A 26,574-nucleotide genomic window follows, 5' to 3' on the forward strand; every position below is an offset into this window, starting at 1 on the left:
CCGCGATGTCGCCACACGCGACGGTACTGCCAGTAAAGTCACAGGTACCTGGCCTACCGACAGCGCCGTGGCGGGCCGTGCGGGTGTCCCGCGAGACGAAGAAGAGCGAGATGGCCGAGCCGATCACGATCGCCCGACCCGACGCGACACCGCCGTCGCGCGGTCCGCGGCTGGGCATGCGCTGGGGCTTGCTCATGGCTCGCCGTCGCCGGCTGGTGCTGTCGGTGTGGATAGTCGTCTTGCTTGGCTGCGCGCTGTCCTACCCGACGCTCAACGCGCGGCTGCAGGCTCCCGATTTCGGCATGGACAACTCCGAGTCGGCACGGGTGGACCAGCTCGCCGCCCAGCACTTCCCACAACTCGGGGTCGAACAGGACGTCATCACCTTCGACTCGCCCACGACCACGGTCGACGCCGCGGACTACCGCGCGGCGATCGACGCGGCCGTGCACAAGGCGCAGGCCATCTCCGGGGTACGCACGGTGGTCGGCCCCTTCGACGGCAACCCCGCCGAGCAGATCTCTGCGAACCGGCACGCCGCTTTCGCCGTGGTCAGCATCGACGGCAGCGCCGCGCAGCGCGCCGACATTGCCGCCGAGTTGCAGACGGCCATGCAGCACACCGCGACCAACACCGTCCGCGTCGGAGTCACTGGTTACTCCGCCGTGCAGAACGACCTCGTCGATGTCGAACGCCACGATGTCGAGAAGGCGGAGGCGATCGGCATCCCGGTCGCGCTTGTGCTGCTGGTGCTCGCGCTAGGTGCAGTCGCCGCCGCGATGGTCCCCGTCGGGGTCGCGCTGGCCGGAATTCTGCTGGCGTTCGGCGTGATGTTTCTGCTCTCGTCGGCGATAGGGTTCGATTCGCTGGTCGTCTCGATGGCCACGATGATCGGCACCGGCGTCGGCATCGACTACGCGATGTTCGTCGTCAGCCGATTCCGCGAGGAATTGACCCGCGCCAACGTGGAATCCCGCGCCGACCACGAGCGCATCGCACACGCGGTCGGCATCGCACTGGGGACCGCAGGTCGCACAATCGTCGCGTCCGGACTGATCGTGATGATCTCGCTGTGCTCACTGGTGGTGATGCGCTCACCGGTGTTCCGCGGGATCGCAATCGGTGTCGCCACCGCCGTGCTGTGCACGCTGGCGGTCGCGTTGACCCTGTTGCCGGCGCTGCTCGCCACACTCGGTCCGACGATCAACCGGGGCGGCTTGCCCGAGCGGCTGCAACCGGCCGAAGTCCATGACCCCCAGCGCAGCGGCTGGGCCCGCTGGGCGCACGCGATGATGGCGCATCCCGTGCTGTTCGGCGGGTTGGCGATAGCGGTCCTGGTGGTGGCGGCGTGGCCGATCACCGGCATCCGCTACGGCATCGACATGAGTTCGGCGGCGATCGCGAACGAACCGTCGGGCCGAGCCTCCGCCGTCATTTCGCACAACTTCTCCTCCGGCCTGCTCGCCCCCGTCGAGGTCCTCATCACCGGCCCCGACGACACCCCGATGGATGCGACCGGGATGGCGGCGGCGAATCAGTTTGTCGACCGACTCCGCCACGACCCGCGGGTGTCCACGGTGGTGCCGCTGAGCCTCGACGGGCGAATGATCGTCAACGCCATCCCGGCCGTCGCCTTCGACTCGACCCCGGCGGCCAATCTGGTCCGCGAGATCCGCACTGAAGGTGAAACGCTGCAGGCCAATGGCGGTCCACAGGTCATGGTCGGCGGCATCTCCGCGGAATTCGTCGACATCTCCAACGAGATCACCGGAAAGCTGCCGCTGGTCATCGCATTGGTGCTGGCGTGCTCGATCGTCTTCCTGACGATCGTCTTCCGCAGCGTGGTGCTGCCCATCAAGGCGATCGTGATGAATCTGCTGGCCACCGGTGCGGCGCTGGGCATCACTGTGGCCATCTTCCAGTGGGGCGTGGGCGAAACGGTCTTGGATTTCCGAAGTCCCGGCTTTCTTCAGGTGTTCCTGCCGACCCTCGTCTTCGCAGTCCTGTTCGGACTGTCGATGGACTACGAGGTGTTTCTCATCAGCCGGATGAAGGAAACCTGGGATGCCACCGGCGACAACCGCGCCGCGGTCGCCACCGGACTCGCCCACACCGCCCGGCCCATCACCGCCGCCGCGGCGATCATGGTGGTGGTGTTCGGTAGCTTCGTCACCGCAAACGTGTTGGAGCTCAAACAGATTGGCCTGGCGCTGGCCGTGGCGGTGGCGATCGACGCGCTCATCGTGCGGTTGATCCTGGTACCAGCCCTGATGCGACTGTTCGGTAAGTGGAACTGGTGGCTGCCGTGATTCGGCCCGCCGTGTTGAAGGAACGCGTTGTCGACAGCGCGCTGCAGTCGCGGTTCGGATTCACGGTGGCCGGTGAGTTGTGCGGCTTCGGTGGTTTCGCCGTCGTCATCATCCAACTCTGGTTGACGGGGATCATCGGGCGACTGGGCACGGCGACGACGGCCATCGTGATTGCCACACTCGGCTACCTGATGATCTCATCCTCTGTCGGCGCCTACGCCACCAATCGGATGTGGCGCAAGTACCTCGACTGGTATCTCGACGCCCGCCAACCTTCGCCGCGTGAGGCGCGCCGCGTGATCGGGCTGCCCCGGGACATGGGGATGCTGAATGTGGCGCTGTGGCTGCCCGGTATCGCACTCGACGGCGTGCTGGTGGCGATCCTGGTCGGTAACCGCGACCTGGTGACGTCTGTCCTGTTGGTCACCTTCGGCGCGGTCACCTCGTCCGGATTCGCCTACCTGGTCTTCGACCAGTTGATGCGACCGCTGATTCCGCTGTGCGCAGCGGTGATCGGCCCGGCCGAACATCCCAGCACCAGCGCGCTGGCGCGGGTGGGTATCACCTGGCTGCTGGCCAGCGGAATACCGTGGGCCAGCCTGGCTCTGATTCTGACCGACCCCGCGACACCGCTGCAAGATCGCGTCCGGGGCGGCCTCGTCGTGATGATCGTCGCGGTGGCCTGCGGGATTCTCGCCACCGGCGCACTCGCGCGGGCAGTCGCCATCCCACTGCGAAACCTGCGGGCCGCGTTGAACCGGGTGGCGGGCGGTGATCTCAACGTCCATGTACCCATCGACAGCACCAGTGAGATCGGCCAGCTCCAGGGTGCCATCAACGACATGACCGAGGGGCTGCGCGAACGGGAACGGCTGCGTCGGGTGTTCGACCGCCACGTCGGCGTCAACGTGGCCGAACGTGCGCTGCGCGACGAGGTGGACCTCGCGGGCGACCTGCGCGAAGTGACCGCGCTGTTCGTCGACATCGTCGGCTCCACCGAGCTTGCGCACCAACTCGAACCGCACGTCTTCGTCGACAAACTCAATCGCCTGCTGACCGTGGTGGTCGAGGCGACGGACGCAAATCAGGGCCTGGTCAACAAGTTCGAAGGTGATGCGGCGCTGTGCATCTTCGGCGCGCCAATCGAACTCGACGACGACGCCAGCGCGGCGCTGCGGACGGCGCGGCGCATCCGCAACGCGGTGGTCGCCGACGACGAACTCGACATCGGCATCGGTGTCGCACGCGGAACGGTGTTCGCCGGCGACATCGGCTCCGACAAACGCTTGGAATACACCGTGATCGGCGATCCGGTCAACGAGGCCGCGAGGCTGACCGAAGCGGCCAAGAAAGTGCCGCAACGGATTCTGGTGACGCAAGCTGTCGTCGAGGCCGCCAGCTCCGCGGAACGGGATCTGTGGACGCCGCACGGGGTGCTGCGACTGCGCGGCCGCGCGGAAGAAACGAAGAGCTGGACCGATAACAGCGGCTATCCGCCCGGACGACGCGCCAGGAGATCGCGCAACACGTCCGGATCGGAAACTGGCCTGTCGCAAACGAACCCGCGGCAGACATACGCGGCCGCCGCGCCGTCACAGGTAGATCGGTCCGCCAGCAGCGGCGCGCCATCTGCGGGACCGGCCACCACGACAGCCCCACCAGGAACCAATTCCCTGGCGACATCAGATAATTCGCCGCCGCCGGATTCAGCGACCACGGCAACTTGAATCGGGCCGTGGGTAGCGGCTTCGGCGACCGACAACCACTGCCCCGCCGAACGCGGCGCCCGCGCCAGAATCACGGCGGCCCGGTCGATGGTTCCCCGAGCATGTTCTCCGTAGCGGGCGGCCGCTTCCGGCTCGCTCAGCACCGACGCCGTCAGTAGCGCTTCCGCGAGCGCGGAGGCACCGGCCGGGGTGGCGCCGTCGATCGGATCCTTCGGCCGGGTGAGCAGTGCCTCGGCGTCGTCGGCCGTGTCGAACCATTCGCCTGGATTCTCGACATCGATGAAATGCTGTACCGCAGCGTCAAGAAGGCCCTGCGCCTGCGTCAGCCATGCGGTCTCGCCGGTGGCCTGGTGCAGGGCGAGCAAGCCGGTCGCGAGCCAGGCGTAATCCTCGAGGATGCCCGCGGCCGCCCCGACGACGCCGCCGAGTGAGGAGCGCCGAACCCGGCTCTGCTCGACGTGAGCGGCCAAGACGAACCTTGCGCAGCGAATCGCCGCATCGATGAACGCGCTGTTCCCGCAGGCAATTCCGGCTTCGGTCAAGGCCGCGATGGCCATCCCGTTCCAGGCGGTGACGACCTTGTCGTCGCGGTGCGGCTGGCTGCGCTGATCGCGGGCCGCACGCAAGCGCGCCCGCACTGACGAATACCGCTCGCCATCATCGGGATCGCGCCGCAACTGCAGCACTGACGTGCCGTGCTCGAAAGTGCCGCCCTCGGTGACACCGAAAAGACTTGCCGCCCAAGCACCATCCGCAGCGCCGAGCACGTCGGCGAGCTGCGCCGGGGTCCAGACGTAGGTCTTGCCCTCCACGCCATCGGTGTCCGCGTCGAGCGCCGAGGCGAATCCGCCCTCGGCGGTGCCGAGGTCGGCGAGGATGAAACCCGCTGTCTCCTCGGCGATACGCCGGGCGAACGCCGATCCGGTCCGACGCGCCAGATGGGCATAGCACCGCAGCAGCAAGGCATTGTCGTAGAGCATTTTTTCGAAGTGCGGCACCACCCAGCCGGCGTCCACCGAGTACCGCGCGAAGCCGCCGCGCAACTGGTCGTAGATGCCCCCGCGGCCCATCGCCGCAGCAGTCCGGGTGACGGTCTCGAGCACGCGGACGTCCCCGGTTCGCTCGTATCCGCGCAGCAGGCCCTCGAGCAGCGCCGAGGGTGGAAACTTCGGTGCGGTGCCAAATCCGCCGTGGTCACGGTCCTCGTCGCGCAGCACCGCATTGATGGCGTGGTCGAGCAAAGCTGGTCCGACCTCGATGGCGACCGTTGGTAGTTGCGAGCCGCGGCGAAGTTCGGCGGTTACCGACGCCGCTGCCTGCCCCACCTCGTCGCGGCGATTGAGCCAGGTTTGCGTGATCGCCTCGAGAAGTTGACCAAACGACGGCATGCCGCCATGGGGCATCTTCGGGTAATAGGTGCCGCAGTAGAAGGGCTCCCCGTCGGGGGTGAGGAAGCACGTCATCGGCCACCCACCCTGGCCGGTCATGGCGACGGTGGCGTTCATGTAGATGGCGTCGAGGTCCGGACGTTCCTCGCGATCGACCTTGATGCAGACGAAGTTCTCGTTCATCACCTGCGCGGTGGCCGGATCCTCGAACGACTCGTGGGCCATCACGTGACACCAGTGGCAGGCGGCGTAGCCGATGCTCAGCAGCACCGGCACGTCGCGTTCACGCGCCCAGGAAAGCGCCTCCGGCGACCACTGCTGCCAGTGCACCGGGTTGTCCGCGTGTTGGCGTAGGTACGGGCTGGTGGCCGTACCGAGAGTGTTGTGGTCCCTGCCGCTCACTCGTGCCTGTCGGCCGGTTTGTTATCCGTGGCCGTGGGTTCGGTGCCCTCGTCGGCGGCCTGGTCCGGCTCCGGGTGCTCCGGCTCGAAGGTCTTCGGCAGGCCACGGATGTGCTTGTTCATAGAGCGGATCAGCAGTGCCGTGCCCACCAACAACAGCAGCACGATCACCAGGCCGATCGGCGAGGCTTTGCCGAACTCGGGTCCGGTGGGGTTGTCCGCAAGCACGACCAACGCGAGCGAGTTCATCGCAGCCCTCCTGGCTCGATGCCCGCGAACAGGTCATTTTCCGGTATGGCCGTACGCACCCGGGTCTTGGCGAGTTCGAACTCTTCGGTGGGCCAGATGCGCTGCTGCATCTCGGTGGGAATGGCGAAGAACATGCCGTTCGGATCGATCTGAGTGGCGTGCGCGCGCAAGGCGTCGTCGCGGGCGGGAAAGTATTTGCCGCATTCGATTTGCGTGGTGACCCGGGCCATGATGTCGCCGTGTTCGGGCCGCCAGCGGTCCAGCCACTCCTGCATGGGGAACGGCTCGCCGATCCGCTCGTACTCCTCTTTGAACAACTCGAGGCGCCGACGCACAAAGCCGTGGTTGTAGTAGAGCTTCAGCGGCGTCCACGGCTCACCCGCATCCGGGAAGCGGTTGGGGTCACCGGCGGCGTCGAAGGCGGCAACCGTGACCTCGTGGCATCTGATGTGATCCGGATGCGGGTAGCCGCCGTTTTCGTCATAGGTCGTCATGACGTGCGGCTTGAACTCGCGCACGACACGGACCAGCGCTTCGGTCGCTTCTTCGAGCGGCACCAAGGCGAAGCACCCCTCAGGCAACGGTGGCGGCGGGTCGCCTTCGGGCAGGCCGGAGTCCATGAAGCCGAGCCAGAGTTGGCGAACGCCCAGGATGCGGGCCGCTTCAGCCATCTCCTCACGCCGGATTTCGTTCATCCGGTCGATCACGCCCGGTACGTCCATGGCCGGATTGAGGATGTCGCCACGCTCGCCACCGGTCAGCGTCACAACGAGCACATCGTTGCCTTCGTCCGCGTACCGCGCGGTTGTCGCCGCGCCCTTACTCGACTCATCGTCGGGATGGGCGTGCACGGCCATGAGCCGGAATCCGCTCACCTTGTTCCTTCACCTCGGTTTCGCCTGGGCCTGCCGTCGACGCTCGGCCTGATGGGCTCGAGCAGCCAACACGGGCCACTCTCTATAGTTCCACTTGTCCCCGACACCCCCGCGCCTTACCCCTTCCGGAGATGCCATGGCACCCGCCACCCAACAGCCGACCCGGCTCGCGGACCGCTACGGCGCGCGCCGCCGACGCTGGCCCAGATGGGTGCCGGCGCTGATCGGGGTGGGTGTCGTGCTGGCCGGAGTCGGTGTCGCCTATCTGGGCTACCTCCGGTTCGGCCCGCAAGACATCAACGGCCAGCAGGTCTCCTACGACGCGGTCAACGACTCCACGATGACGATCAAGTTCACGGTGACCCGCAAGGACCCATCGCGCGCCGCCGATTGCATCGTGGTGGCGAAATCGAAAGACGGCGACGAGGCGGGCCGTCGCGAGGTCTACATCGCGCCGTCGTCGAGCGGCACCGTCGTCGTCGAAACCCCGATCCGCACGTCAAAACCACCGGCCGCCGGGGACGTGTACGGGTGTAGTTTCGACGTTCCTGGGTATCTCACGAGGACGTAAAACAAACGCACGCGCGTCGCTACCGTCTTTTTTCGACACCAGCCTTGGTAGCGGCGCTCGTGCTAGACTGCTCGGATACACGGTTCCGGGTCCACTGGAGCCGTGTTTGCTGCATTACGGCGGGGCGATACAGGCCTGGAAGGGCCAGTCGGGGGTTCGAGATTTCCCGGGATCGCTTGGCCGAAGACCACGCACGTGACACGGGGATCCCGAGCGGGGACCGACAACAAGGAGTGATCGAGATGACCGAGACCCAGGTGACCTGGTTGACCCAAGAGTCGCACGACCGGCTCAAGCACGAACTCGACCAGCTCATTGCCAACCGTCCGGTCATCGCCGCCGAAATCAACGAGAGACGCGAAGAGGGCGACCTCAAGGAGAACGGCGGTTACCACGCTGCCCGCGAGGAGCAGGGCCAGCAGGAGGCCCGCATTCGCCAACTGCAGGAACTGCTCAACAACGCCAAGGTCGGCGAGGCGCCCACCCAATCCGGCGTGGCCCTGCCCGGGTCCGTCGTCACCGTGTACTACGACGGCGACGAGTCGGACAAGGAAACCTTCCTGATCGCCACCCGCGAAGAGGGTGTGCGCAGTTCCGAGATCGAGATCTACTCGCCGAACTCCCCGCTGGGCCACGCACTGATCGACGCCAAGGTCGGCGAGACGCGCGAATACCAACTGCCCAACGGCAACACCATGAAAGTGACGCTGGTCAGCGCCGAGCCGTACCGAGGCTGAGCGCGCGCGGCCTAGCGGACACCGTCCCAGAGCTTGCGTTGGATCGGTCGCGGGTCAGTGACCGTCGATGAGTCGGTGTCGAACACCCGCACCACCCGGTCGTCCGGCGTGTAGGCCGGCCAGCCCGGGTCGCCGTCGACGATGAAGCGGACCCACGCCGCATGCATCTCATCGGCAATGTGCTGCGGCGGGTTCGGTCCGGTGAGCCGTTCGGTGCCCTGCGCGCCGAGCGTGTCGAACACGAACGCGATTTCCAGGGCATGGCAGGACCCGAGGCCCTCGATGGCGCGGGACGGCCACGCGAACTCGTACATGTGCGTCGGCGCCGCGCCGGCCCTCGCCTCCGCCAGGCGGACCGCGGGAATGCGGAAGAACCAATCCGTCATCAGCGCCGAAAGTCGCTCGCCGGGCGTGCCATCCGGATATGCCGTCGGCGCGTCGCGGACCCCGTATGCCGCCGCCGCGCCGGCGAGCGCCTCCTCGGTAACCTGCGCGGCGACACCGGAGGGCACCGAGAAGAAACGGAATTCGTCGGCGGTCGAACCGATGAGGACGGGCACATCACGACCGGCACCCGTGCTCACTGAATCGATAGGCAACGCCGGCAAAACGTCGCCATCGACAACCGGCTCGAATGCCATGAGGTCGACGGCCGCCTTGCCCCACCGGGCCACATCGCCGCTCAGCTGAATCTCTTGGCAGAGCGTGTCCTGCTCGGCCAGCACCAGCGCCGGCGGCACTTCGGCCAGCGCATCGCGCGTCGGCGGGACCCCGAGTCGTTGCGCGAGTTCGGTTGCAACGACTTGTGCAGATGCACGCGGCAGCGCGTGGTGACCGGCACCGCTCTGCAGAATCGCGGCGCGGAACAGGCCCGTCGACAGTGGCGAGCTGAGCAGACAACCGACGCTCATCCCGCCGGCGGACTCACCGCCAATGGTGACGCGCGCGGGATCGCCGCCGAAATGCGCGATGTTGTCCTGAACCCAGCGCAGCGCGGCGAGTTGATCGCGCAGGCCGATGTTCGTGTGTTCGTCGCCGAAATCGGCGAAGCCGAAGACACCCAGCCGATAGTTGATGGTCACGCACACGACGCCGTCGCGTGCGAACGCCGTGCCGTCGTACTGCGGGACCGCCCCGCTGCCGTTGCGGAAGGCGCCACCGTGGATCCAAACGAACACCGGCGCTGAACCGTTCACGTTCGGCGTCCACACGTTGAGGTTCAGGCACTCCTCGCCCGAGATTTCCGGTTCCGCGAGCAGTTCCGACGACGGCCACGGGTACGGGTTCTTGGGCACCGTCGGCCCGTAAGAAACGGCATCGCGCACCCCAACCCACGGCTCGACCGGCACCGACGGTTGCAACCAACCGGTTCTGGCCGGCGAGGCCGCGTACGGGACGCCGAGGAACCTGCTCACCTCCCCGGTGGTCGTGCCACGCACAGAACCGGACGGCAGCGCAACGACGGTGTCCATAGGCGCCATGCTGCCACGAACGGACCGCCTCGTCGCGTGGATGACTCAGGCCAGCGCCTGCTCCAGATCGCCCACCAAATCCGCGGCGTCCTCGATACCTACGGACAGCCGCACCAGGTCCGCCGGGACCTCCAACTCCGACCCTTCGGTGGAGGCGTGCGTCATCGCGGCCGGGTGCTCGATCAGCGACTCCACCCCGCCGAGCGATTCGGCGAGCGTGAACACTTCGGTGCGCGAGCACAAATCGCGCGCGGCCTCGATGCCCCCGGCCAGTCGCACCGACACCATGCCACCGAACCTGCGCATCTGCTTGGCCGCCACCGCATGCCCTGGGTGCTCGGCGAGTCCGGGGTAGATCACGTGCGAGACAGCCGAGTGCCCGCTCAAGAACTCCGCGACCGCTTCGGCGTTGTCACTGTGTCGCTCCATTCGCAAGGCCAGCGTCTTGATCCCGCGCATGGTCAGGTACGCGTCGAACGGCCCCGGCACCGCACCGGCACCGTTCTGCAGGAACGCGAACGCGACGTCGAGCTCCTCGTCGTTGGTGACGAGCGCACCGCCGACCACATCGGAGTGCCCGCCGAGATATTTCGTCGTCGAGTGCAGGACCACATCGGCGCCCAGCGTCAGCGGCTGCTGCAGGTACGGAGAGGCAAAAGTGTTATCCACGACCAGCTTCGCGCCCCCGGCATGTGCCAATTCGGCGATCGCGGCGATGTCACCGACATTGAGCAGTGGATTGGTCGGCGTCTCGACCCATATCAACTTGGTGCTGGGCCGCATCGCCTCCCGCACGGCGGCGGGATCCGCGATCGGCGCAACCGAGTACTCGATGCCCCACTGGGTGAAGACCTTGTCGATCAGCCGAAACGTGCCACCGTAGGCGTCGTTGGGGATCACCAGGTGGTCCCCGGGACGCAGCGCCGCTCGCAGCATGCAGTCAGTGGCCGCCATCCCGGAACTGAATGCCCGTCCGTACGTTCCCGACTCGATGGCCGCCAGCGATGCCTCCAACGCGGAGCGCGTCGGGTTGCCCGTCCGCGCGTACTCGAACCCGCCGCGTAAACCGCCGACGCCGTCCTGGGCGAACGTCGAGCTCGCGTAGATCGGAACGTTGACCACCCCGGTCTGCGGGTCGGGATCGAACCCGGCGTGCACGGCCTTGGTGGAGAAACCCTGCCAGCGGTCGTGGTCGGCCTTGCTGCGCTGCTCGCTCATGGGGCCCAAGACTAGTGGAGCGGTTGTAGGTTGAAACTCATGGCCGACACCGTGACCCTCGATGAATTGTTCGCGCTCGACGGGCTCCTGCAGCCCGAGGAACGCGACATTGCCGCGACGGTCCGCGCTTTCGTCGCGGAACGAATTCGGCCGAACCTTGCCGACTGGTTCGAGGCGGGCACGGTACCGGCGCGCGAACTCGCCGCCGAGTTCGGAAAACTCGGACTGCTCGGCATGCATCTGCACGGCTACGGCTGCGCCGGAACGTCGGCCACCGCATACGGCCTGGCATGTCAGGAACTCGAGGCAGCCGATTCCGGGCTGCGCAGCATGGTGTCGGTCCAGGGCTCGCTGGCGATGACCGCGATTCACAAATACGGCTCGGAGAAGCAAAAACAGCAGTGGCTGTCCGGCATGGCCGCCGGCGATGTGCTGGGTTGTTTCGGGCTCACCGAGCCAGACTTCGGCTCCAACCCCGGCGGCATGCGCACCCGGGCCGTCAAGGACGGCTCGGACTGGATTCTCAATGGCTCCAAGATGTGGATCACCAACGGCACGGTGGCCGACGTCGCCATCGTGTGGGCGCAAACCGACGAGCGCATCAAGGGCTTCATCGTCCCCACCGACACCCCCGGGTTCAGCGCGCGCGAGATGCACAAGAAGCTTTCGCTGCGGGCGTCCATCACTGCCGAATTGAGCTTCGACGACCTCCGCCTGCCCGCCGACGCCGCACTCCCCGACGCTCGCGGTTTGGCCGGGCCGCTCGGTTGTCTCAACGAGGCACGGTTCGGGATCATTTTTGGTTCGATGGGCGCGGCCCGCGACTGCCTCGAAGCCGCCATCGCCTACGCGCAATCGCGCGAAGTCTTCGACAAGCCGCTGGCGGCTTACCAACTGACGCAGGGCAAGATCGCCGACATGGCGGTCGAGTTGGGCAAGGGTCAGCTACTTGCCCTGCACCTCGGTCGGCTCAAGGACTCCGGTGCGCTGCGCAGCGAACAGGTCAGCGTCGGCAAGCTGAACAACACCCGCGCTGCGCTGGAGATTGCCCGCACCTGCCGAACCATATTGGGTGCCAACGGAATTACCTTGGAGTATCCGGTGCTGCGGCACGCCAACAACCTCGAGTCCGTGCTGACCTACGAGGGCACCGCCGAGGTGCATCAACTCGTGATCGGCCAAGCGCTCACCGGTTCCAACGCGTTCCGCTGACCCACCGCTCGCCTCTTTGCGGTGCTGCCGCACGCGAACCCGGTGCCGGGGCACAAGATCGCGCGCGTCGAGACGGTGGTTACCCTCGGTGCGCAACCACTTCCACCGATGGAGCTGACACATGGGTAGATGGATGTCCTTGTTCGCGCGCGCGGCCGCGATCGGCAGTGCGGCGCTGATTCCACTTGCGGCAGCACCCGGCGCGGGCGCGACCACCACTGATTTCACGCAGACCCAGACTCTCGCCAACGGCGCGCTGATCTGCGGCGGCAACATTCGCGTGTGGGCCACCACCAGCCCGGACTGGCCGGACAAGGCAATCTTGAACATGCAGTCCGGACCGCTGATCGGCTTCGGTGGCCCCTACCCGTTCGCGCCGGTGTGCAACGTCCCGGTCAACGTTGACTGGCGCAATCTCGACACCGGAGCGACCGGTCGCTGGTCCGTCAACGTGGTGGCCGGCATGTACGGCAGCATCCAGTACGCGCTCTACCAGCCCACCGGGACCGGTCACATCACCGCGACCGTCACCACGGGCTCACTGAACATCCCCGGCCACGGCGACTTCACCGTGCCCTGAGCAGGTGGGGTTACAAGCTCGCGCTCAACCAGGCCAGCAGGTCGTGGCGGGTGATCACACCCACCGGCTTGCCGTCGTCGACCACCATCAGCGCGTCGGTCTCCTCCAGTGACTTGGTCGCCGCGGAAACCGGTTCACCCGCACCGATCAGCGGGAACGGCGGGCTCATGTGCTTGGCCACCGAGTCGGTCAGGTGCGCGCGGCCTTCGAAGACCGCACTCAACAGGTCGCGTTCGGTGACGCTGCCCTGCACCTCACCGGCCATCACGGGCGGCTCGGCGCCGACCACCGGCATCTGCGAAACGCCGTACTCGCGCAAGATCTCGATGGCGTCGCGCAGGGTTTCGGACGGGTGGGTGTGCACCAGATCCGGCAAGGCACCAGACTTACCGCGCAGCACGTCGCCGACTGTCGGTTCGCTGCGCTTGCCGTCGAGCGGAGTGCGCAGGAAGCCGTAGGAGCGCATCCAGTCGTCGTTGAAGATCTTCGACAGGTAGCCTCGCCCGCCGTCGGGAAGGAGCACCACCACGAGTGCGTCGGGGCCTTCGCGCTCGGCGACCTCGAGCGCCGCCACGACGGCCATGCCGCACGAACCCCCGACCAACAAGCCTTCCTCACGAGCGAGGCGGCGGGTCATCTCGAACGAATCCGCGTCCGAGACGGCGATGATTTCGTCCGGGACGGACGGGTCGTAGGCCGACGGCCAGAAATCCTCGCCGACGCCTTCCACAAGGTACGGACGACCGCTGCCCCCGGAATACACCGAGCCCTCCGGGTCCGCGCCGACCACCTTGACCTTGCCGCCGGAGACTTCCTTCAAGTAGCGGCCGGTTCCGGTGATGGTGCCGCCGGTGCCGACACCGCAGACGAAGTGCGTGACGCGGCCATCGGTGTCGCGCCAGATCTCCGGTCCGGTGGTTTCGTAGTGACTCGCCGGTCCGCCCGGGTTCGAGTACTGGTCCGGTTTCCATGCGCCATCGATCTCACGGACCAGGCGGTCGGAGACGCTGTAGTAGCTGTCGGGGTGGTCCGGCGGCACTGCGGTCGGGCAGACCACGACCTCGGCGCCGTAGGCGCGCAACACGTTTCGCTTGTCCTCGGAGACCTTGTCCGGGCAGACAAATACGCATTTGTAGCCGCGCTGCTGGGCGACAATGGCCAGGCCGACACCGGTGTTTCCCGACGTCGGCTCGACGATCGTGCCGCCCGGCCGGAGCTCTCCCGACTCCTCGGCCGCGTCGATCATCTTGATCGCGATGCGGTCCTTCACGCTGCCGCCCGGGTTGAGGTACTCCACCTTCGCGGCAACGAGACCAGCGTTCGGCCCGGCGACCGAGCGAAGCCGCACCAGCGGCGTGTTCCCGATGAGTTCGCTGACGTGATCCGCGATGCGCATGCACCTATCGTTCCATGTCCGGGTCAGTTCCTTCGCGGGCTGGTTGGCTCCCACTGAGTCGAACCGGCGTCGACCGTTGTCGGCGCGACCACGTAGATTCGAGGCAACGAACGTCACAAGGCTGTGAGGAGTCCCAATGCCCGAAGCAGTAATCGTTTCCGCCGCCCGCTCGCCGATCGGTCGCGCCGGCAAGGGCTCGCTGGTGAGCATGCGCCCCGACGACCTCACCGTTCAGATGGTCCGGGCCGCGCTGGACAAGGTCCCCGCTCTGGATCCGCACGACATCGACGACCTGATCCTCGGCTGCGGCTTGCCCGGCGGCGAGCAGGGCTACAACATGGGCCGCATCGTCGCAGTCGCCCTCGGTTACGACTTCCTGCCCGGCACCACCATCACCCGCTACTGTTCGTCGTCGTTGCAGACCACGCGCATGGCGTTCCACGCCATCAAGGCCGGCGAGGGCGACGTGTTCATCTCCGCCGGGGTCGAGACGGTCTCCCGGTTCGTGAAGGGCAACTCCGACGGCCTGCCGGACACCAAGAACCCGATTTTCGCCGACGCCGAGGAGCGTACGGCCAAGATGGCACAGGGCGGTGTTGACTGGCACGATCCGCGGGAAGACGGCCAACTGCCCGACGCCTACATCGCGATGGGTCAGACCGCCGAGAATGTCGTGAAGCTCACCGGCATTTCCCGCGAGGATCAGGACCGCTGGGGTGTCCGCTCGCAGAACCGCGCGGAGGAGGCCATCAAGAGCGGCCACTTCGAGCGAGAGATCACGCCGGTGACGCTGGCCGACGGCACGGTTGTCGCCAAGGATGACGGTCCCCGTTTTGGCACCACCTACGAGGCGGTGTCGCAGCTCAAGCCGGTCTTCCGCCCCGACGGCACCGTGACCGCGGGCAATGCCTGCCCGCTCAACGACGGCGCGGCGGCGCTGGTGATCATGAGCGACACCAAGGCTCGCGAGTTGGGCCTCACGCCGCTGGCGCGGATTGTGTCCACCGCGGTGACGGGCCTGTCGCCGGAGATCATGGGCCTCGGTCCGATCGAGGCGTCCCGCAAGGCACTGAAGATCGCCGGCATGACGATCGACGACATCGACCTGGTCGAGATCAACGAGGCGTTCGCCGTGCAGGTCATCGGCTCGGCGCGGGAACTGAAGATCGACGAGGACAAGCTGAACGTCTCCGGCGGCGCGATCGCGCTCGGCCACCCGTTCGGCATGACCGGCGCGCGAATCACCGCGACACTGCTCAACAACCTGCAAAGCCACGACAAGCAGTTCGGCCTCGAGACCATGTGCGTCGGCGGTGGGCAGGGTATGGCGATGGTGCTGGAGCGGCTCAGCTAGCTTTCGCTGCGACGAGATCATGGCTATGTAGGCGTGCACCCGCAATTCGACTACTTATCCATGATCTCGGCGGAAACACACAAATGGGCGGTCACCATCGGTGACCGCCCATTGTGTGTTTCTACGCTAATCGTTCTGGAAGTAGCTCAGCAGGCGCAGGATCTCGAGGTACAGCCAGACGAGCGTCACCGTCAGGCCCAGCGCCACACCCCACGCTTGCTTCTCCGGAACGCCCGCGCGGATCATCTTGTCCGCGGCGTCGAAGTCGAGCAGGAAGCTGAACGCTGCGATAGCGATGCAGACCAGGCTGAAGATGATGGCGACGGTGCCGCCGTCGCGCAGGCCCAGCCCGCCCGGCGTGAAGAAGCTCGCGATAATGTTGCCCAGCGCCAGCACGACCACGCCGATGAGCGCACCGATCACCATGCGGGTCAACCGCGGCGTCACCCGGATCGCTCCCGTCTTGTAGACCACGAGCATGCCGGCGAACACACCGAAGGTGCCCAATACCGCCTGGATGATCAGCGAACTACCGGCCGCGTGACTTCCGCCGAAGCTGACGTTGGCGAACAGGTACGACACAGCGCCCAGGAACAAACCCTCGGCAACGGCGTAGGCAAGAACGATCGCCGGGTTGTCCATCTTGCGACCGAACGTCGCAATCAGCACAAGCACGAAGCCCACGAGCGCACCGCCGATGACCAGCGGCGCAGCCAGCGCGTTGTTTCCGTGCACCAGCACGTACGAGATGATCGCGGAGACAGACAGCACGCCCAACGTGATGCCGGTCTTGGTGACGACATCATCGATGGTCATCGCCCGGCCGGTCGGCCGAGCCTGGTACTGCTGCTCCGGGTACTGCTGCTGGCCGTAGGCGTGAGTGAACTGCCCGGCACCGGCGGTATTCGTGCCGAACGTGGCGTATCCGCCGCTCTGCGCGGGCAGATTGCGGAACACCGGGTTGCTGGTGGTGCGCACCGTGCACATCCCTTCTGTGGTAGGCCACCCCGAGGAGGCGTCTCGTCCAATTCAACGACCGGAAGGCAAGACAAGTTCCCGTCGCAAGTTCGGACAATTCGGACTCTACCGTGCGCTCTGCCACTCCGGCAGGTGTACCGACGCCGCGCGCCGGGAACCACCCTTAGGTGAGCACACCAGAACCGACCGACGACATCACTTCGGAGCTGCTCGAGCAGAGCGAGGGGCTGGATTCCGACGAGATTCCCTCCAGCGACGACGGCGATGACACCGTCGACCCACCCGAGGGGTGGAGTGAGGCGAACCGCTACGGCACCACGGAGCGGGAAGCCGAACTTGGCGAAAGCCTCGACCGCAAGCTGGCGAGCGAGGAGCCTGACGTCATCTGACTGACCGGGTCACAGTGAATTTGCCGTTCCGCCCGATCACCGTCGTGGGACCCACCGTCTCGGCAAGCACGCGACGGTAGTTCAAATGCCTGTTGAAGACGGTCCACAGTTCGCCACCGGTTCGCAGAACCCGTCGCGCCGCCGAGAACATTGCCAGCGCCGCACCGGTGTGCACGGTTGCGCCCACATGAAATGGTGGGTTGCAGACGATGAGGTCAACCGACGCGTCTGGCCGTCCGTCGAGCAGGTTCGCGTGAACGGCGTCGATCTCGGCGTCGTTGCGGGCTGCGGTCGCACTGGTCGACACGACGGCGGCGCGGGAATTGTCGTAGGCGGCGATCGAAGCGTGCGGTCGAGAAAGCGCCAGCTTCGTTGCGAGAATGCCGGTACCGCAGCCTAAGTCGATCACATCGCGCGCCTCCGGATGCATGCGCGAGAGGAACCCGAGCAGGAACCGAGTACCGATATCGAGGCCAGCGCCACGGAATGCGCCCCCGTGGGCGGCAACGACAATGCCGAGGTCTGTGAGCTCGGCGACCTCGGGAAAACTCGATTTCCCGACCGGCTTTGCCCCACGCGCGACGATCACCCGCGATTTCTGCCGGCCCCGGCCCGCCTGGACGTCCGCGAAGCACTCCGCTAGCACCGCATTCATTGCGGGCGACATGTGCTTGTCGCGACCGCCGGCATAAATAACGGCCTCAGGGGCGTAGCGCGCCACAGTTTCGGCAATCTCTGCCAATTGGGCCAGGCTGCGTGGCAGCCGAACGAGTACCACCGATGCGCCGTCGAGCAGATCGGCGTCCAGCCGACACCGCCGATAGCGCTCGCCAAGTCCCAACCGGGCGGCGTTAGCGTCCAACGCCTGCTCGCTGGTCGCCAAATCTTGGTAAACCCGAAGGCTCGGTAGGCCGAAGCGATACGCGGCCCCCAGCGTCAGAGCGCCATAGTTGTCATTGAGTACGGCGACATCTGCGGCGCCGGGCGCTATCGCTTCGGCCGCTGAATCGAGGATAAGCCGGTCCGCGGCGTCGACCGCGAACAGATTCGGCGCCTCGATGTCGGGATGACGCCGCAGATCGGCCAACAACTCCTCGGTGCTCACCGCGCCCATTCTCGCGTGCGCGCGGTGAGCCGGGGTTAGTGGCTGCCCTGCCGGTTCAGGACGGCGTTGCGTTCACGTGCCCGAAAGTCGAGGTCCGACTTGTCATGCAGCAATGCCAAGCCAGCGACGCCAGCAACGACGGCGGCAATAATGAGTACGTTCATGACTCATCCCCTCCCTGAAAGGCTCCCAGTACCGCTGGTATACAGAACCGAGGGTACCGCGTAAGTTGTTGGGTAAACCGTGCGCTCGATCACATCCGAAGGGACGCCCGTGACAACCATCGACATCGACACTCCAGACGGCACTATCGAGGGCCTGCTCACGCAGCCATCGAGCGGCAGCGGACCGTGGCCGGGGGTCGTCGTCATTCACGACATGCTCGGCTACAACAGCGACATCAAGGCCATCTCCGAACGGATCGCAGCGCAGGGCTACGTCGTCATCACTCCGAATCTGTACTCCCGCGGCGGTCCGGCGCGCTGTATCCCGGGGGTCATGCGCGATCTGCTGACCAAACGCGGTCGCGCGCTCGACGACATCATGGCGACGCGTGAACACCTACTCGGCCTGGCCGAATGCAACGGCACCGTGGGCATAGTCGGCTTCTGCATGGGCGGACAGTTCGCTTTGGTCATGTCCCCCAAGGGCTTTGGCGCGTCCGCGCCGTTTTACGGGGTGCCGCTACCCCGCTCGCTCAGCGAGACGCTCGACGGCGCCTGCCCGATCGTCGCGAGCTTCGGCGGGCGCGACCCGGCCGGCATCGGCGCGCCGCAACGGCTGCAGAAAGTGTTGACAGACAAGGGCATTGAGCACGACATCAAGACGTATGCCGGTGCGGGCCACAGCTTCGCGAACAAGCTGCCCGCTCAACCGCTGCTGCGCATCGCAGGCTTCGCCTACAACGAGGAAGCAACCGAGGACGCGTGGCGGCGGGTGTTCGCGTTCTTCGACCGGCACCTGCGCAAGTCGGCATGAGCGGGGCCCCGCGCCTACGTCAGTAGGCCGAATCGACGCCCAGGCCTACGTCAGTAGGCCGATATTCACGCCCAGGCCTACGTCAGTAGGCCGATATCCACGCCCAGGCCTACGTCAGTAGGCCGAATCGACATTGTCGATGGACCCGTACATGCTCGCCGCGTAGTTGCAGGCGGCGACGATGTTGGCGACCGGGTCGTAGATGTTCCACGAGGTGCCGTCGATGTGGAAGGCGGCGAAGGTGGGGTCGATGACCTGCAGCAGGCCCTTGGACGGGATGCCGGCGGCGGCGTTGGAGTCGTAGAGGTTGATGGCCTGCGGGTTGCCGGTCGACTCGCGCATCACGTTGCGCATGATTCCGTCGTAGCTGGCCGGGATGTTGTGGGCGTGCAGGATGTCCAGCGCCTGGCGGATCCAGCCGTCGAGGTTGTCCGGGTAGACCGGCGCGGGCGGCGGAACCGGGGCGGGCAGCGGCGCGGGCGCCGGCGCGACGGCCGGAACGGGAGCCGGCGCAGGCGCGGGAGCCACGTGCTGGACGACGGCCATCGGCGCGACGTTCTCCGAGGCGGCGTGGCTGGTTGGCGCCATCGTCGAGACGGCGACGACACCGAGCACCGCGGCGCCGGCGGTACCGGCGGCGGTTCGGGCAGACATACGCATGGAGGCGCCCAGCAGGGACAGCGCAGAAGCAGACATGACAGGGATTTCCTTATCGGGATTTCGACCGGCGTCACCGGTTGCAGGCAGCGAAGATCCACGGCGGATGCGATCGGCACTCGCCGACGCCGCGTGCAGTTATGAATGGACTGTTTGAGAAGGGGCAGGTGCCCCGTCGGCATGCGCAGCTCGGGCGGCAGCCGACTTAGCAATCGGCTGGTAATTCTCCTCCGGGCGTTGCGCATGCGGAATTGATCCGCATAATCAGCAACAACTCCTTGTGTTTGCCAGACGCTTGTACGTTTTTCGGTTGATCACAGAATGATTGCGCTCGGTTAACAGCAGGTGAACGAAACCCGAACGGCCGGTGACGGAGCCTCTAGTTGATCTTGCCGCCAACGAGTAAACAGCGCATCTACCAGCAGAAACGCGCTCGCTCTTGCCATGATGCAGTTCACAGAACCGATATGTGGTATTGCGCGCGAGCCCGATGAATTTCGCTTTTTCCGAGGAGTCAGAACGCGGGCGAAAGGAAACGATTCACGCGTGACCGCAGTTTGCTAGCGCATAGCTTCGCCGCCGAAAGGTAACTGCCGACACTCCCCTGGCGCTGTTTGAAAATCCGGCCACAGGGGTATGAGGCGGCGGGGCAAGAAGGGATGGATGGGATGCAGCAGGTTCAGAACGCTTCAATCGCTGGGAGTGCAGTCATCGACGGCGCCGCTATTGACAGCGGCCAGTCCGGCACAACCGAACCCTGGAGTCTCAGTACCGCCGAGCTGAAGGACCGACTCGCCCAGATGTTTGATTACTCGGGCCCGGAGCGACGTCCGTGACGCACACGCATGCTGGATTCACGGTGGAGTCGAAACAGTGCCGGGCACATGTCGAGAAGCTCGGAAACTTGGCGATCGTCGAGGTCAGTGGGGCTGTCGACCTCGGCACCGCGAGCATCCTCGAGGCCGCAATCACCAAGGCGATCGGACTGCGCCCCAGGGGTGTGGTCGTCGATCTGGCCGCGGTGGATTTTCTGGCGTCGGCCGGAATGACGGTGCTGCTCGACGGTCATCAGCGCATGGGTGAACCGGGTCGTTTCGCGGTGACGGCGAGCGGCTCACCCGCGGTCCGGGTCATGAAGCTGGTTCAGCTCGACTACACGATCCCGATTTATCACAGCCGAAAAGCGGCCATCGAAGCCCTGCGCTCGGCGTGACCGCCGGTTTGGTATCCGACGACATGGCGCAAGCATCGGGGTCCAGCTTTGCCGTCCGTGCAGAGGCGACCCCCGCGAAGGTCGCGGAAACCCGAAACCGCCTGCGCGACTGGGCGATAGAAAACAAGGTTGACGCCCAGACAGTCAACGACATGGTGTTGGCCACCTACGAGGCCCTGGCCAACGTCGTAGAGCACGCCTACGGTGGCAGAACCGGCGTGTTCCTGGTCCGCGCGCTGGCACACCGGGACCAACTCATCGTTCGGGTGCAAGACTCCGGGTGTTGGACCACCCCGAAGCGGGCGACGAACGGGCTACGCGGGCGGGGTATCGAGCTCATGAAGGCGCTCGCACAGCAGATCGACGTTCGGGGGGCGGAGACTGGAACAGAGATCGAACTGCGCTGGTCTACCGCGGATGTGTGACACGGTATCCGCGACGTCGGGTACTGTGACGACGCCGCGGATGTGTGACACGGTATCCGCGACGTCGGGTACTGTGACGACGTCCCGCCGGTTGAGCTCACAGCCGCGTTTAGCGCGCACTGCGATCCGCAGATTCAGCGCCCCCAGGAAATGCACGCGGAGGAGGCACGTGGAGTGACTCGGTTCGATGCGGGTGTAGAGGAAACCCCGGACTTTCGTATCGAAGCTGCCAACGTCAACGGCATCACCGTTTTGTCGCTGGTGGGCGCGCTCGACATGGTGACCGCTCCGGAACTGAGCAAAGCCATCGAAGCCGCGCAATATCAGCGCCCAAGCGGTTTGATCATCGATATGTCCCAAGTCGATTTTTTGTCGTCCTCAGGTATGAGTGCACTGGTCGCGGCGCAGCAGGAGTTTGGCGACGAGGTCCGTTTTTGTGTCGTCGCGGACGGTCCGGCCACGAGCCGGCCGATGCGGTTGATCGGCCTCGATGAGCAACTCGCCCTTTTTGCGACACTCGATGACGCCCTGGCCGATATCGGAGCAGCGGATCGGTGACGCTCGCGCCACACAACTTCGACTGGTCGCCGGCCGGCCAGCGCGAGCTGTCGACGGCCAACGTCGCCTCGGAAAGCGTCTCCGTCCTCCTTGTCGAGGACGATCCGGCTGACGCGCTCTTGGTCGAGGAACTGATAGCCGATGCGTCGACAGACATCCGGTTGCGGTGGGCCGCTTCGATAGCGCACGCAAACGAAGAGCTCGCCGCCGAACTCCCCGATTGCATCCTGCTGGATTTGCACCTGTCCGACGCGCAAGGAATCGACGCGCTGACGCAGATGCAGCGGTTGGCGGAGTCGGTCCCGGTGGTCGTGTTAACCGGCCTCAGCGACGAGCATTTCGGTGCGTCGGCGGTGGCATCGGGAGCACAGGACTACCTGGTCAAGGGCCGCGTCCAGCCAGACGGCCTGCGCCGGGCCGTGCACTACGCCATCGAGCGAAAACGGGCCGAACGAACCGCGGCCGAACTCCAGGCGTCGCGGCTGCTTGCGGCAGAGAATGCCCGCCTCGAACGCGGCCTACTGCCGTCGCCGATACTCCTTCCGGATGCCGCCGTGGAAATCGTGGCCCGCTACCGGCCAGGGCGGTCGAACGCGCTGCTCGGCGGTGATTTCTACGACGTCGTGCAGACCGCCGACGGGGTGCTGCACGCGGTCATCGGCGACGTCTCCGGACACGGTCCGGACGAGGCCGCCGTCGGAGTGGCATTACGCATTGCATGGCGCACCCTGGTCCTGGCCGGCGTCGCGGGCCAAGATCTGATGCCCCAACTCGAACGCATTCTGCGCGCCGAGAGCCCGGCGAAGCTGGTCTTCGCGACGATGACCAGTCTGGCCATCTCGCCGGACGGCATGACTGCCACGGTGACCCGGGCCGGCCATCCCGGCATGCTGCTGCAGCATCGCGGGCAGGTGGATTGGCTCGAGGCGCCGGGTGGGCCGGCGCTCGGTATCCGCCGCGACGGCGGTGATTGGCCGACACATACGTTTGACCTGCCGTCGGGCTGCGGACTGATTCTGCTGACGGACGGACTCTTCGAGGGCCACTGCGCGGCGAACGAGGCGCGCCTCGGCGAGGCGGGGCTCCTGCGCCTGGCTCAGTCACTCGCATCGCTGCCGGCCGAGCAGTTCATCGACACCCTGATCGACAGTGCCGAGCGACTAGCTGGCGCGCACGGCGGCCTCGCCGATGACGTTGCTGTCGTGCGGATTCAAACGAGAAAGTGAACGCGCAAACTCATGCCCGAAACAGACGGTGCTTCGGTGGATGGTCGGCGTCGATCGGCGCTGACCGTGCAGGGATGGCTGCTGGTCGTGCTGTCGATCATGGGTGTCGTGGTACTCGCCGGCACCCTGGTGGGCGCGTTGTTGCTGCACCGCACCGACGAGGTGACCGACGAGTTGACCAATGGAATTCAGCCGGCGCGCGTCGACGCGTACGTCCTGCAATCGGACTTGTTGAATCAGGAAACCGCCGTGCGCGGGTATGCCATTGCGGCCGATCCGCAGTTTCTCGCGCCGTACACGAGCGGTAAGGCCGACGAACAGCAGGCCGCCGCCCGCATTCGGCAGCACCTGGCCAATCGGACCGATCTGTTGGCCGATCTCGACGCGATCGAACGGGCCGGTAGCCAGTGGCGCGCCGCTTTCGCCGAGCCGTTGATCGCCAATGTCACCCCTGGTGCCCCGAAGCTGGTCGACCAGGCGGCGGCGATGCGCGGCAAAAACGACTTCGACAACATCCGCAAGCTCTTCGACAAGCAGAATGCCGACCTGACTGCCGCACGAGATGCGGCCGCCAATGAACTGAACGGTGTGCAGACCTGGCGCAACACGGTGCTAGCGGCTTTGGTGGCCGCGTTCGTGGTGACCGCGATCCTGCTCGGGATTCTGGTGCGCTGGGCGGTCACCCGCCCGCTGGAGAGCCTGGCCGCGGCGTGCCGGCGAAACACCGAGGGCCGATTCAGCGAACCCATCGGCGCCGAAGGCCCCAAGGACATTCGTGCGATAGGCGACGACGTCGAGCAGATGCGCCAGCGCATTGTGGAAGCACTCGACGTTTCGCAACGGGCCCGCGGCCAACTCAGCCGGCAGGCGGCCACGCTGCGTGAGCAGACCGAGGAACTGCGGCGCTCGAACGCCGAACTCGAGCAGTTCGCTTACGTCGCCTCCCATGACCTGCAGGAGCCGTTGCGCAAGGTCGCGTCCTTCTGTCAACTGTTGGAAAAACGCTACAGCGACAAGCTCGACGAGCGTGGCGCCCAGTACATTTCGTTTGCAGTCGACGGGGCCAAGCGCATGCAGGTGCTCATCAACGATCTGCTCACCTTCTCGCGGGTCGGTCGCCTGACTGCTGCGCACGCGATGGTCAGCCTGGACGGATCCGTCGATAAGGCACTGCATAACCTGACCGCCGCGATCGATGAATCGGGGGCGCAGATAGTTCGACCCGATGACGGCTTGCCAAAGATCTTCGGTGATTCCACCCTGCTGGTGATGTTGTGGCAGAACCTGCTCGGCAACGCAATCAAGTTCCGCCAGCCCGGCCGAGCCCCGCGCATTGTTATCACCTGCGAGCGCAGCGGTGCCGACGACCAAGGCGGCTGGCTGCTCACCGTCTCGGACAACGGCATCGGGATCCCGACGGAATTCGCCGACAAGGTGTTCGTCATCTTCCAACGACTGCACGGTCGCGATGCCTACAGCGGCACCGGCATCGGACTTGCGTTGTGCAAGAAGATCGTCGAGCACCACGGCGGCCGGATCTGGATCGACCCCGCCTATACCGACGGCACCCGGTTCTGCTTCACCCTGCCCGCGCGGACGCCTAATGAATTACCCGCCCCGATCCTGGAAGGAACTGCGGTATGACGGATTCCGGTCGACCGATCGACGTCCTGCTCATCGAGGATGACCCCGGCGACGAGTTGATGACTCGGGAAGCGTTCGAAGACAACAAGATCAAGAACCAGCTCTTTGTCGCGCGAGATGGCGAGGAGGGCCTCGACTTCCTCTACCGGCGCGGAGCGCACAAGGATGCGCCGCGACCGGACTTGATCCTGCTCGATCTCAATCTGCCGAAGTACGACGGTCGCCAGATCCTCGAACAGATCAAGTCGGATGCGGATCTGTGCCATATCCCGGTAGTCGTCCTCACCACATCAGCTGCCGAAGAGGACATCCTGCGCAGCTACAAGTTGCACGCCAACGCGTACGTCACCAAGCCTGTCGACCTCGACCAGTTCATCGCCGCCGTGCGCCAGATCGACGAGTTTTTCGTGCAGGTGGTCCGGCTCCCGAAGCAGTAGGCCTCACAGTTGGGTGTGCAGCAACATGACGTTGTAGTCCGACCAGGTGGTGGCCAGGTAGTAGAGGTCGCGGCCGGACGACCACGGATGAATGAACGCGCCATAGAGTTCCGGCACGTCTTTGCTCGAAACCAAGGTCTTGGGCTCGCTCCAGGGGCCGGTCGGGGTCTTCGCTGTGCGCATCACTATCGAATTGGTTGCATCGGTGGCTAATGCGATGAACTCGCCGAGTTCGGCATTCCACTGGACCGACAGTTCGCTGACCGGACCGGCCATGACCGGCGTGGCGGCCGCTGGGTTGCCGGTCACCCAGTCAGCGCCGTTCCAGTACTGATAGTTAGCGATATCGCGAATCGCCTCCGGTTTCATTCGTGCCAGTCGCGCGTCGCCGGATCGTCCTGGTGGAGTGCCGAATTCGTACAGCCAGTCACCATCGCGCAGGTACGCGCCCATCTGGAAGTTGTCGTATCCGCCGGGCAGGTTCGGCCGGACGGTAAGTGGGTCTACGCGCCACGTTTGTCCGTTGTCGGTCGACATGGCCAACGCCGAGTAGTTAGTCACCCACTCTCCCGGCTTGCCCCATGAGCGCACCGACATGAAGTCGATGTACTGCGTATTGCCCACGGCAACACCGGCCGTCGGAATGGTCGTGATCTCCAGGCCCGGAATGTGCTGGCTAGGAATGATTTCCGTCGCGTGGCCGGGCGCATCAACGGCCGCACTGTCGAACACGATGCCGTGGGACAGGTCGCGGTCGTGGCTGCGCAGCAGTACATTGCTCCGCCAGTCACCGACGAAGCCACACGCCAGATTGTTGACGAAGCCGAACGTGTCGCCGAACGCGGCCAGAATCTGCCCCTGGCCGTTGTCCCACATGATGCCGAGGTCGGTGCCGAGCACGTCGAATTGCTGGGCGCTCTGGTTCGGCGCGAGGGGTCCGGTCAACCGCGCAACAGCGCGCGTCGGGCCGTTCAACATCGGCAGTTGGCCGTTGTGGCCGTTGAAGAAGGGCAGCGGGTTGGCGCCCTGCGCTCCACCGCAGGCGGAAACCGCCGACGCGCGCGGACCAGCCGCCAGGGTGCTGGCGGCGATCGCTGCGATCACCGCCAGCGTCATCACACCGCGCTTGCGAGCCACAACGGCAAGTTAACAGCTTTCCCAACTGCATCAGCAGTCACTTTGATAACAATTGGTCGGCCAATGCCTGGCTCGCCGCCGTTGTGGGCGTCGGCGGTAGTTACGTGACGTGCTCGACGCTGCAATCGGAACCGGGGAAGATCAGCGCCTGATGGCCGTCGTCAAACCGCACCTGATACGGCGGCGCACCATCTGCGCCACGCACTTCCGTGACCTCCGCAACCTGGTCAGGCCGGCCGGTCGTCGCACTGTGTACATGAAGCTTGTCGCCGACTACTGCCTTCATGACCCGAGTTTGCGCCCGACGGCGGTGTGGGAGCAAGAGCGCAATGAGCACT

The 26,574-nt window shown here is 65.7% G+C and carries 25 protein-coding genes and 2 pseudogenes; 15 read left to right on the forward strand and 12 right to left on the reverse strand.

Translation table 11 applies throughout. From position 1 onward, the window contains the following. Positions 1–5: 5 nt before the first annotated feature. Together FOS14_RS00965 and FOS14_RS25080 are read left to right on the forward strand one after the other, a co-directional pair. Entirely contained in the window at positions 6–2,309 is a 2,304-nt protein-coding gene (locus FOS14_RS00965) for an MMPL family transporter (RefSeq protein WP_255449961.1), read from the forward strand. A 665-nt stretch (positions 2,310–2,974) separates the two neighbouring features. Beyond that, a pseudogene (locus FOS14_RS25080) lies at positions 2,975–3,772 on the forward strand (adenylate/guanylate cyclase domain-containing protein); the annotation flags it as partial. A gap of 26 nt (positions 3,773–3,798) precedes the next feature. Here FOS14_RS25080 and FOS14_RS25085 read toward each other — a convergent pair. From FOS14_RS25085 to mca, 3 genes are read right to left on the reverse strand one after another with little or no spacing between them, the layout of a single operon-like run. Beyond that, positions 3,799–5,826, reverse strand: coding sequence for a thioredoxin domain-containing protein (locus FOS14_RS25085; protein WP_143768384.1), 2,028 nt, complete (start codon positions 5,824–5,826; stop codon positions 3,799–3,801). After that, entirely contained in the window at positions 5,823–6,074 is a 252-nt protein-coding gene (locus FOS14_RS00980; RefSeq protein ID WP_143768385.1) for a hypothetical protein, read from the reverse strand. Before FOS14_RS00980 ends, FOS14_RS25085 begins: the two co-directional genes overlap by 4 nt. Then, positions 6,071–6,949: a mycothiol conjugate amidase Mca gene (gene mca / locus FOS14_RS00985; protein ID WP_143768386.1), complete on the reverse strand. Its 879-nt coding sequence runs from the start codon at positions 6,947–6,949 to the stop codon at positions 6,071–6,073. Before mca ends, FOS14_RS00980 begins: the two co-directional genes overlap by 4 nt. Positions 6,950–7,085: 136 nt before the next feature. Between mca and FOS14_RS00990 the strand changes: the two genes are divergently transcribed. Both FOS14_RS00990 and greA read left to right on the forward strand, forming a co-directional pair. Continuing rightward, entirely contained in the window at positions 7,086–7,520 is a 435-nt protein-coding gene (locus FOS14_RS00990; RefSeq protein ID WP_143768387.1) for a DUF4307 domain-containing protein, read from the forward strand. Between the two features lie 242 nt (positions 7,521–7,762). Next, positions 7,763–8,257 carry a transcription elongation factor GreA gene (greA, locus tag FOS14_RS00995; RefSeq protein WP_143768388.1) on the forward strand — a complete coding sequence of 165 codons (495 nt, stop codon included), beginning with the start codon at positions 7,763–7,765 and terminating at the stop codon, positions 8,255–8,257. Between the two features lie 11 nt (positions 8,258–8,268). Here greA and FOS14_RS01000 read toward each other — a convergent pair whose 3' ends face one another. After that, complete coding sequence (locus FOS14_RS01000) at positions 8,269–9,729, reverse strand: carboxylesterase/lipase family protein (RefSeq protein ID WP_143768389.1); 1,461 nt, start codon at positions 9,727–9,729, stop codon at positions 8,269–8,271. 45 nt (positions 9,730–9,774) lie between these two features. Beyond that, positions 9,775–10,947: a cystathionine gamma-synthase gene (locus FOS14_RS01005; protein ID WP_143768390.1), complete on the reverse strand. Its 1,173-nt coding sequence runs from the start codon at positions 10,945–10,947 to the stop codon at positions 9,775–9,777. A gap of 39 nt (positions 10,948–10,986) precedes the next feature. On the opposite strand from FOS14_RS01005, the gene FOS14_RS01010 reads away from it, so the two are divergent. Together FOS14_RS01010 and FOS14_RS01015 are read left to right on the forward strand one after the other, a co-directional pair. Further along, positions 10,987–12,159: an acyl-CoA dehydrogenase family protein gene (locus tag FOS14_RS01010; protein WP_143768391.1), complete on the forward strand. Its 1,173-nt coding sequence runs from the start codon at positions 10,987–10,989 to the stop codon at positions 12,157–12,159. A 121-nt stretch (positions 12,160–12,280) separates the two neighbouring features. Beyond that, a complete protein-coding gene (locus tag FOS14_RS01015; RefSeq protein WP_255449965.1) occupies positions 12,281–12,739 on the forward strand; it encodes a hypothetical protein in 459 nt (152 codons plus the stop codon). 10 nt (positions 12,740–12,749) lie between these two features. Here FOS14_RS01015 and FOS14_RS01020 read toward each other — a convergent pair whose 3' ends face one another. Further along, a complete protein-coding gene (locus tag FOS14_RS01020) occupies positions 12,750–14,135 on the reverse strand; it encodes a cystathionine beta-synthase (RefSeq protein ID WP_143768392.1) in 1,386 nt (461 codons plus the stop codon). Positions 14,136–14,271: 136 nt separating this feature from the next. Here FOS14_RS01020 and FOS14_RS01025 point away from each other — a divergent pair, with 136 nt between their 5' ends. Next, the gene (locus FOS14_RS01025) at positions 14,272–15,489 is read left to right on the forward strand and encodes an acetyl-CoA C-acetyltransferase (RefSeq protein ID WP_143768393.1); all 1,218 of its coding nucleotides are present in this window, start codon (positions 14,272–14,274) and stop codon (positions 15,487–15,489) included. 126 nt (positions 15,490–15,615) lie between these two features. Here the strand turns inward: FOS14_RS01025 and FOS14_RS01030 are convergent, their stop codons facing one another. Then, on the reverse strand, positions 15,616–16,467 hold the full coding sequence (locus FOS14_RS01030) for a Bax inhibitor-1/YccA family protein (protein ID WP_185981555.1): 852 nt from the start codon (positions 16,465–16,467) through the stop codon (positions 15,616–15,618). A gap of 167 nt (positions 16,468–16,634) precedes the next feature. Between FOS14_RS01030 and FOS14_RS01035 the strand changes: the two are divergent. Continuing rightward, positions 16,635–16,850 (forward strand): annotated as a pseudogene (locus FOS14_RS01035) (hypothetical protein); the annotation flags it as partial. Here FOS14_RS01035 and FOS14_RS01040 read toward each other — a convergent pair. Next, a complete protein-coding gene (locus tag FOS14_RS01040) occupies positions 16,849–17,970 on the reverse strand; it encodes a class I SAM-dependent methyltransferase (protein WP_143768395.1) in 1,122 nt (373 codons plus the stop codon). The pseudogene FOS14_RS01035 and the gene FOS14_RS01040 sit on opposite strands and share 2 nt — an antisense overlap. A gap of 26 nt (positions 17,971–17,996) precedes the next feature. Then, complete coding sequence (locus FOS14_RS25090; protein WP_255449966.1) at positions 17,997–18,125, reverse strand: hypothetical protein; 129 nt, start codon at positions 18,123–18,125, stop codon at positions 17,997–17,999. Positions 18,126–18,234: 109 nt separating this feature from the next. Between FOS14_RS25090 and FOS14_RS01045 the strand changes: the two genes are divergently transcribed. Beyond that, a complete protein-coding gene (locus FOS14_RS01045; protein ID WP_143768396.1) occupies positions 18,235–18,939 on the forward strand; it encodes a dienelactone hydrolase family protein in 705 nt (234 codons plus the stop codon). 114 nt (positions 18,940–19,053) lie between these two features. On the opposite strand, the gene FOS14_RS01050 is transcribed toward FOS14_RS01045, so the two are convergent. After that, on the reverse strand, positions 19,054–19,635 hold the full coding sequence (locus FOS14_RS01050; protein WP_143768397.1) for a transglycosylase SLT domain-containing protein: 582 nt from the start codon (positions 19,633–19,635) through the stop codon (positions 19,054–19,056). A 793-nt stretch (positions 19,636–20,428) separates the two neighbouring features. On the opposite strand from FOS14_RS01050, the gene FOS14_RS01055 reads away from it, so the two are divergent. From FOS14_RS01055 to FOS14_RS01080, 6 genes are all read left to right on the forward strand, one after another. After that, on the forward strand, positions 20,429–20,809 hold the full coding sequence (locus FOS14_RS01055; protein ID WP_143768398.1) for an STAS domain-containing protein: 381 nt from the start codon (positions 20,429–20,431) through the stop codon (positions 20,807–20,809). Further along, positions 20,806–21,234, forward strand: a complete 429-nt coding sequence (locus FOS14_RS01060; RefSeq protein WP_221936636.1) for an ATP-binding protein — start codon at positions 20,806–20,808, stop codon at positions 21,232–21,234. The genes FOS14_RS01055 and FOS14_RS01060 overlap by 4 nt, the downstream gene beginning before the upstream one ends. Before the next feature lie 174 nt (positions 21,235–21,408). After that, complete coding sequence (locus tag FOS14_RS01065; RefSeq protein WP_255449967.1) at positions 21,409–21,792, forward strand: STAS domain-containing protein; 384 nt, start codon at positions 21,409–21,411, stop codon at positions 21,790–21,792. Positions 21,793–21,839: 47 nt separating this feature from the next. Next, the gene (locus tag FOS14_RS01070; protein ID WP_143768612.1) at positions 21,840–23,018 is read left to right on the forward strand and encodes a PP2C family protein-serine/threonine phosphatase; all 1,179 of its coding nucleotides are present in this window, start codon (positions 21,840–21,842) and stop codon (positions 23,016–23,018) included. Between the two features lie 12 nt (positions 23,019–23,030). Further along, complete coding sequence (locus FOS14_RS01075; RefSeq protein ID WP_143768401.1) at positions 23,031–24,662, forward strand: CHASE3 domain-containing protein; 1,632 nt, start codon at positions 23,031–23,033, stop codon at positions 24,660–24,662. Further along, the gene (locus FOS14_RS01080; protein WP_143768402.1) at positions 24,659–25,099 is read left to right on the forward strand and encodes a response regulator; all 441 of its coding nucleotides are present in this window, start codon (positions 24,659–24,661) and stop codon (positions 25,097–25,099) included. The genes FOS14_RS01075 and FOS14_RS01080 overlap by 4 nt, the downstream gene beginning before the upstream one ends. 3 nt (positions 25,100–25,102) lie before the next feature. On the opposite strand, the gene FOS14_RS01085 is transcribed toward FOS14_RS01080, so the two are convergent. Further along, positions 25,103–26,236 (reverse strand): DUF4185 domain-containing protein, encoded by a 1,134-nt coding sequence (locus FOS14_RS01085; protein ID WP_255449969.1) that lies wholly within the window; start codon positions 26,234–26,236, stop codon positions 25,103–25,105. A 100-nt stretch (positions 26,237–26,336) separates the two neighbouring features. Beyond that, positions 26,337–26,522, reverse strand: a complete 186-nt coding sequence (locus tag FOS14_RS01090; RefSeq protein ID WP_143768403.1) for a DUF1918 domain-containing protein — start codon at positions 26,520–26,522, stop codon at positions 26,337–26,339. Positions 26,523–26,574: the final 52 nt, after the last annotated feature.

Origin of the sequence: Skermania sp. ID1734, assembly GCF_007489285.1 — a bacterium.
In the GTDB taxonomy this organism is placed as follows: Bacteria; Actinomycetota; Actinomycetes; order Mycobacteriales; family Mycobacteriaceae; genus ID1734.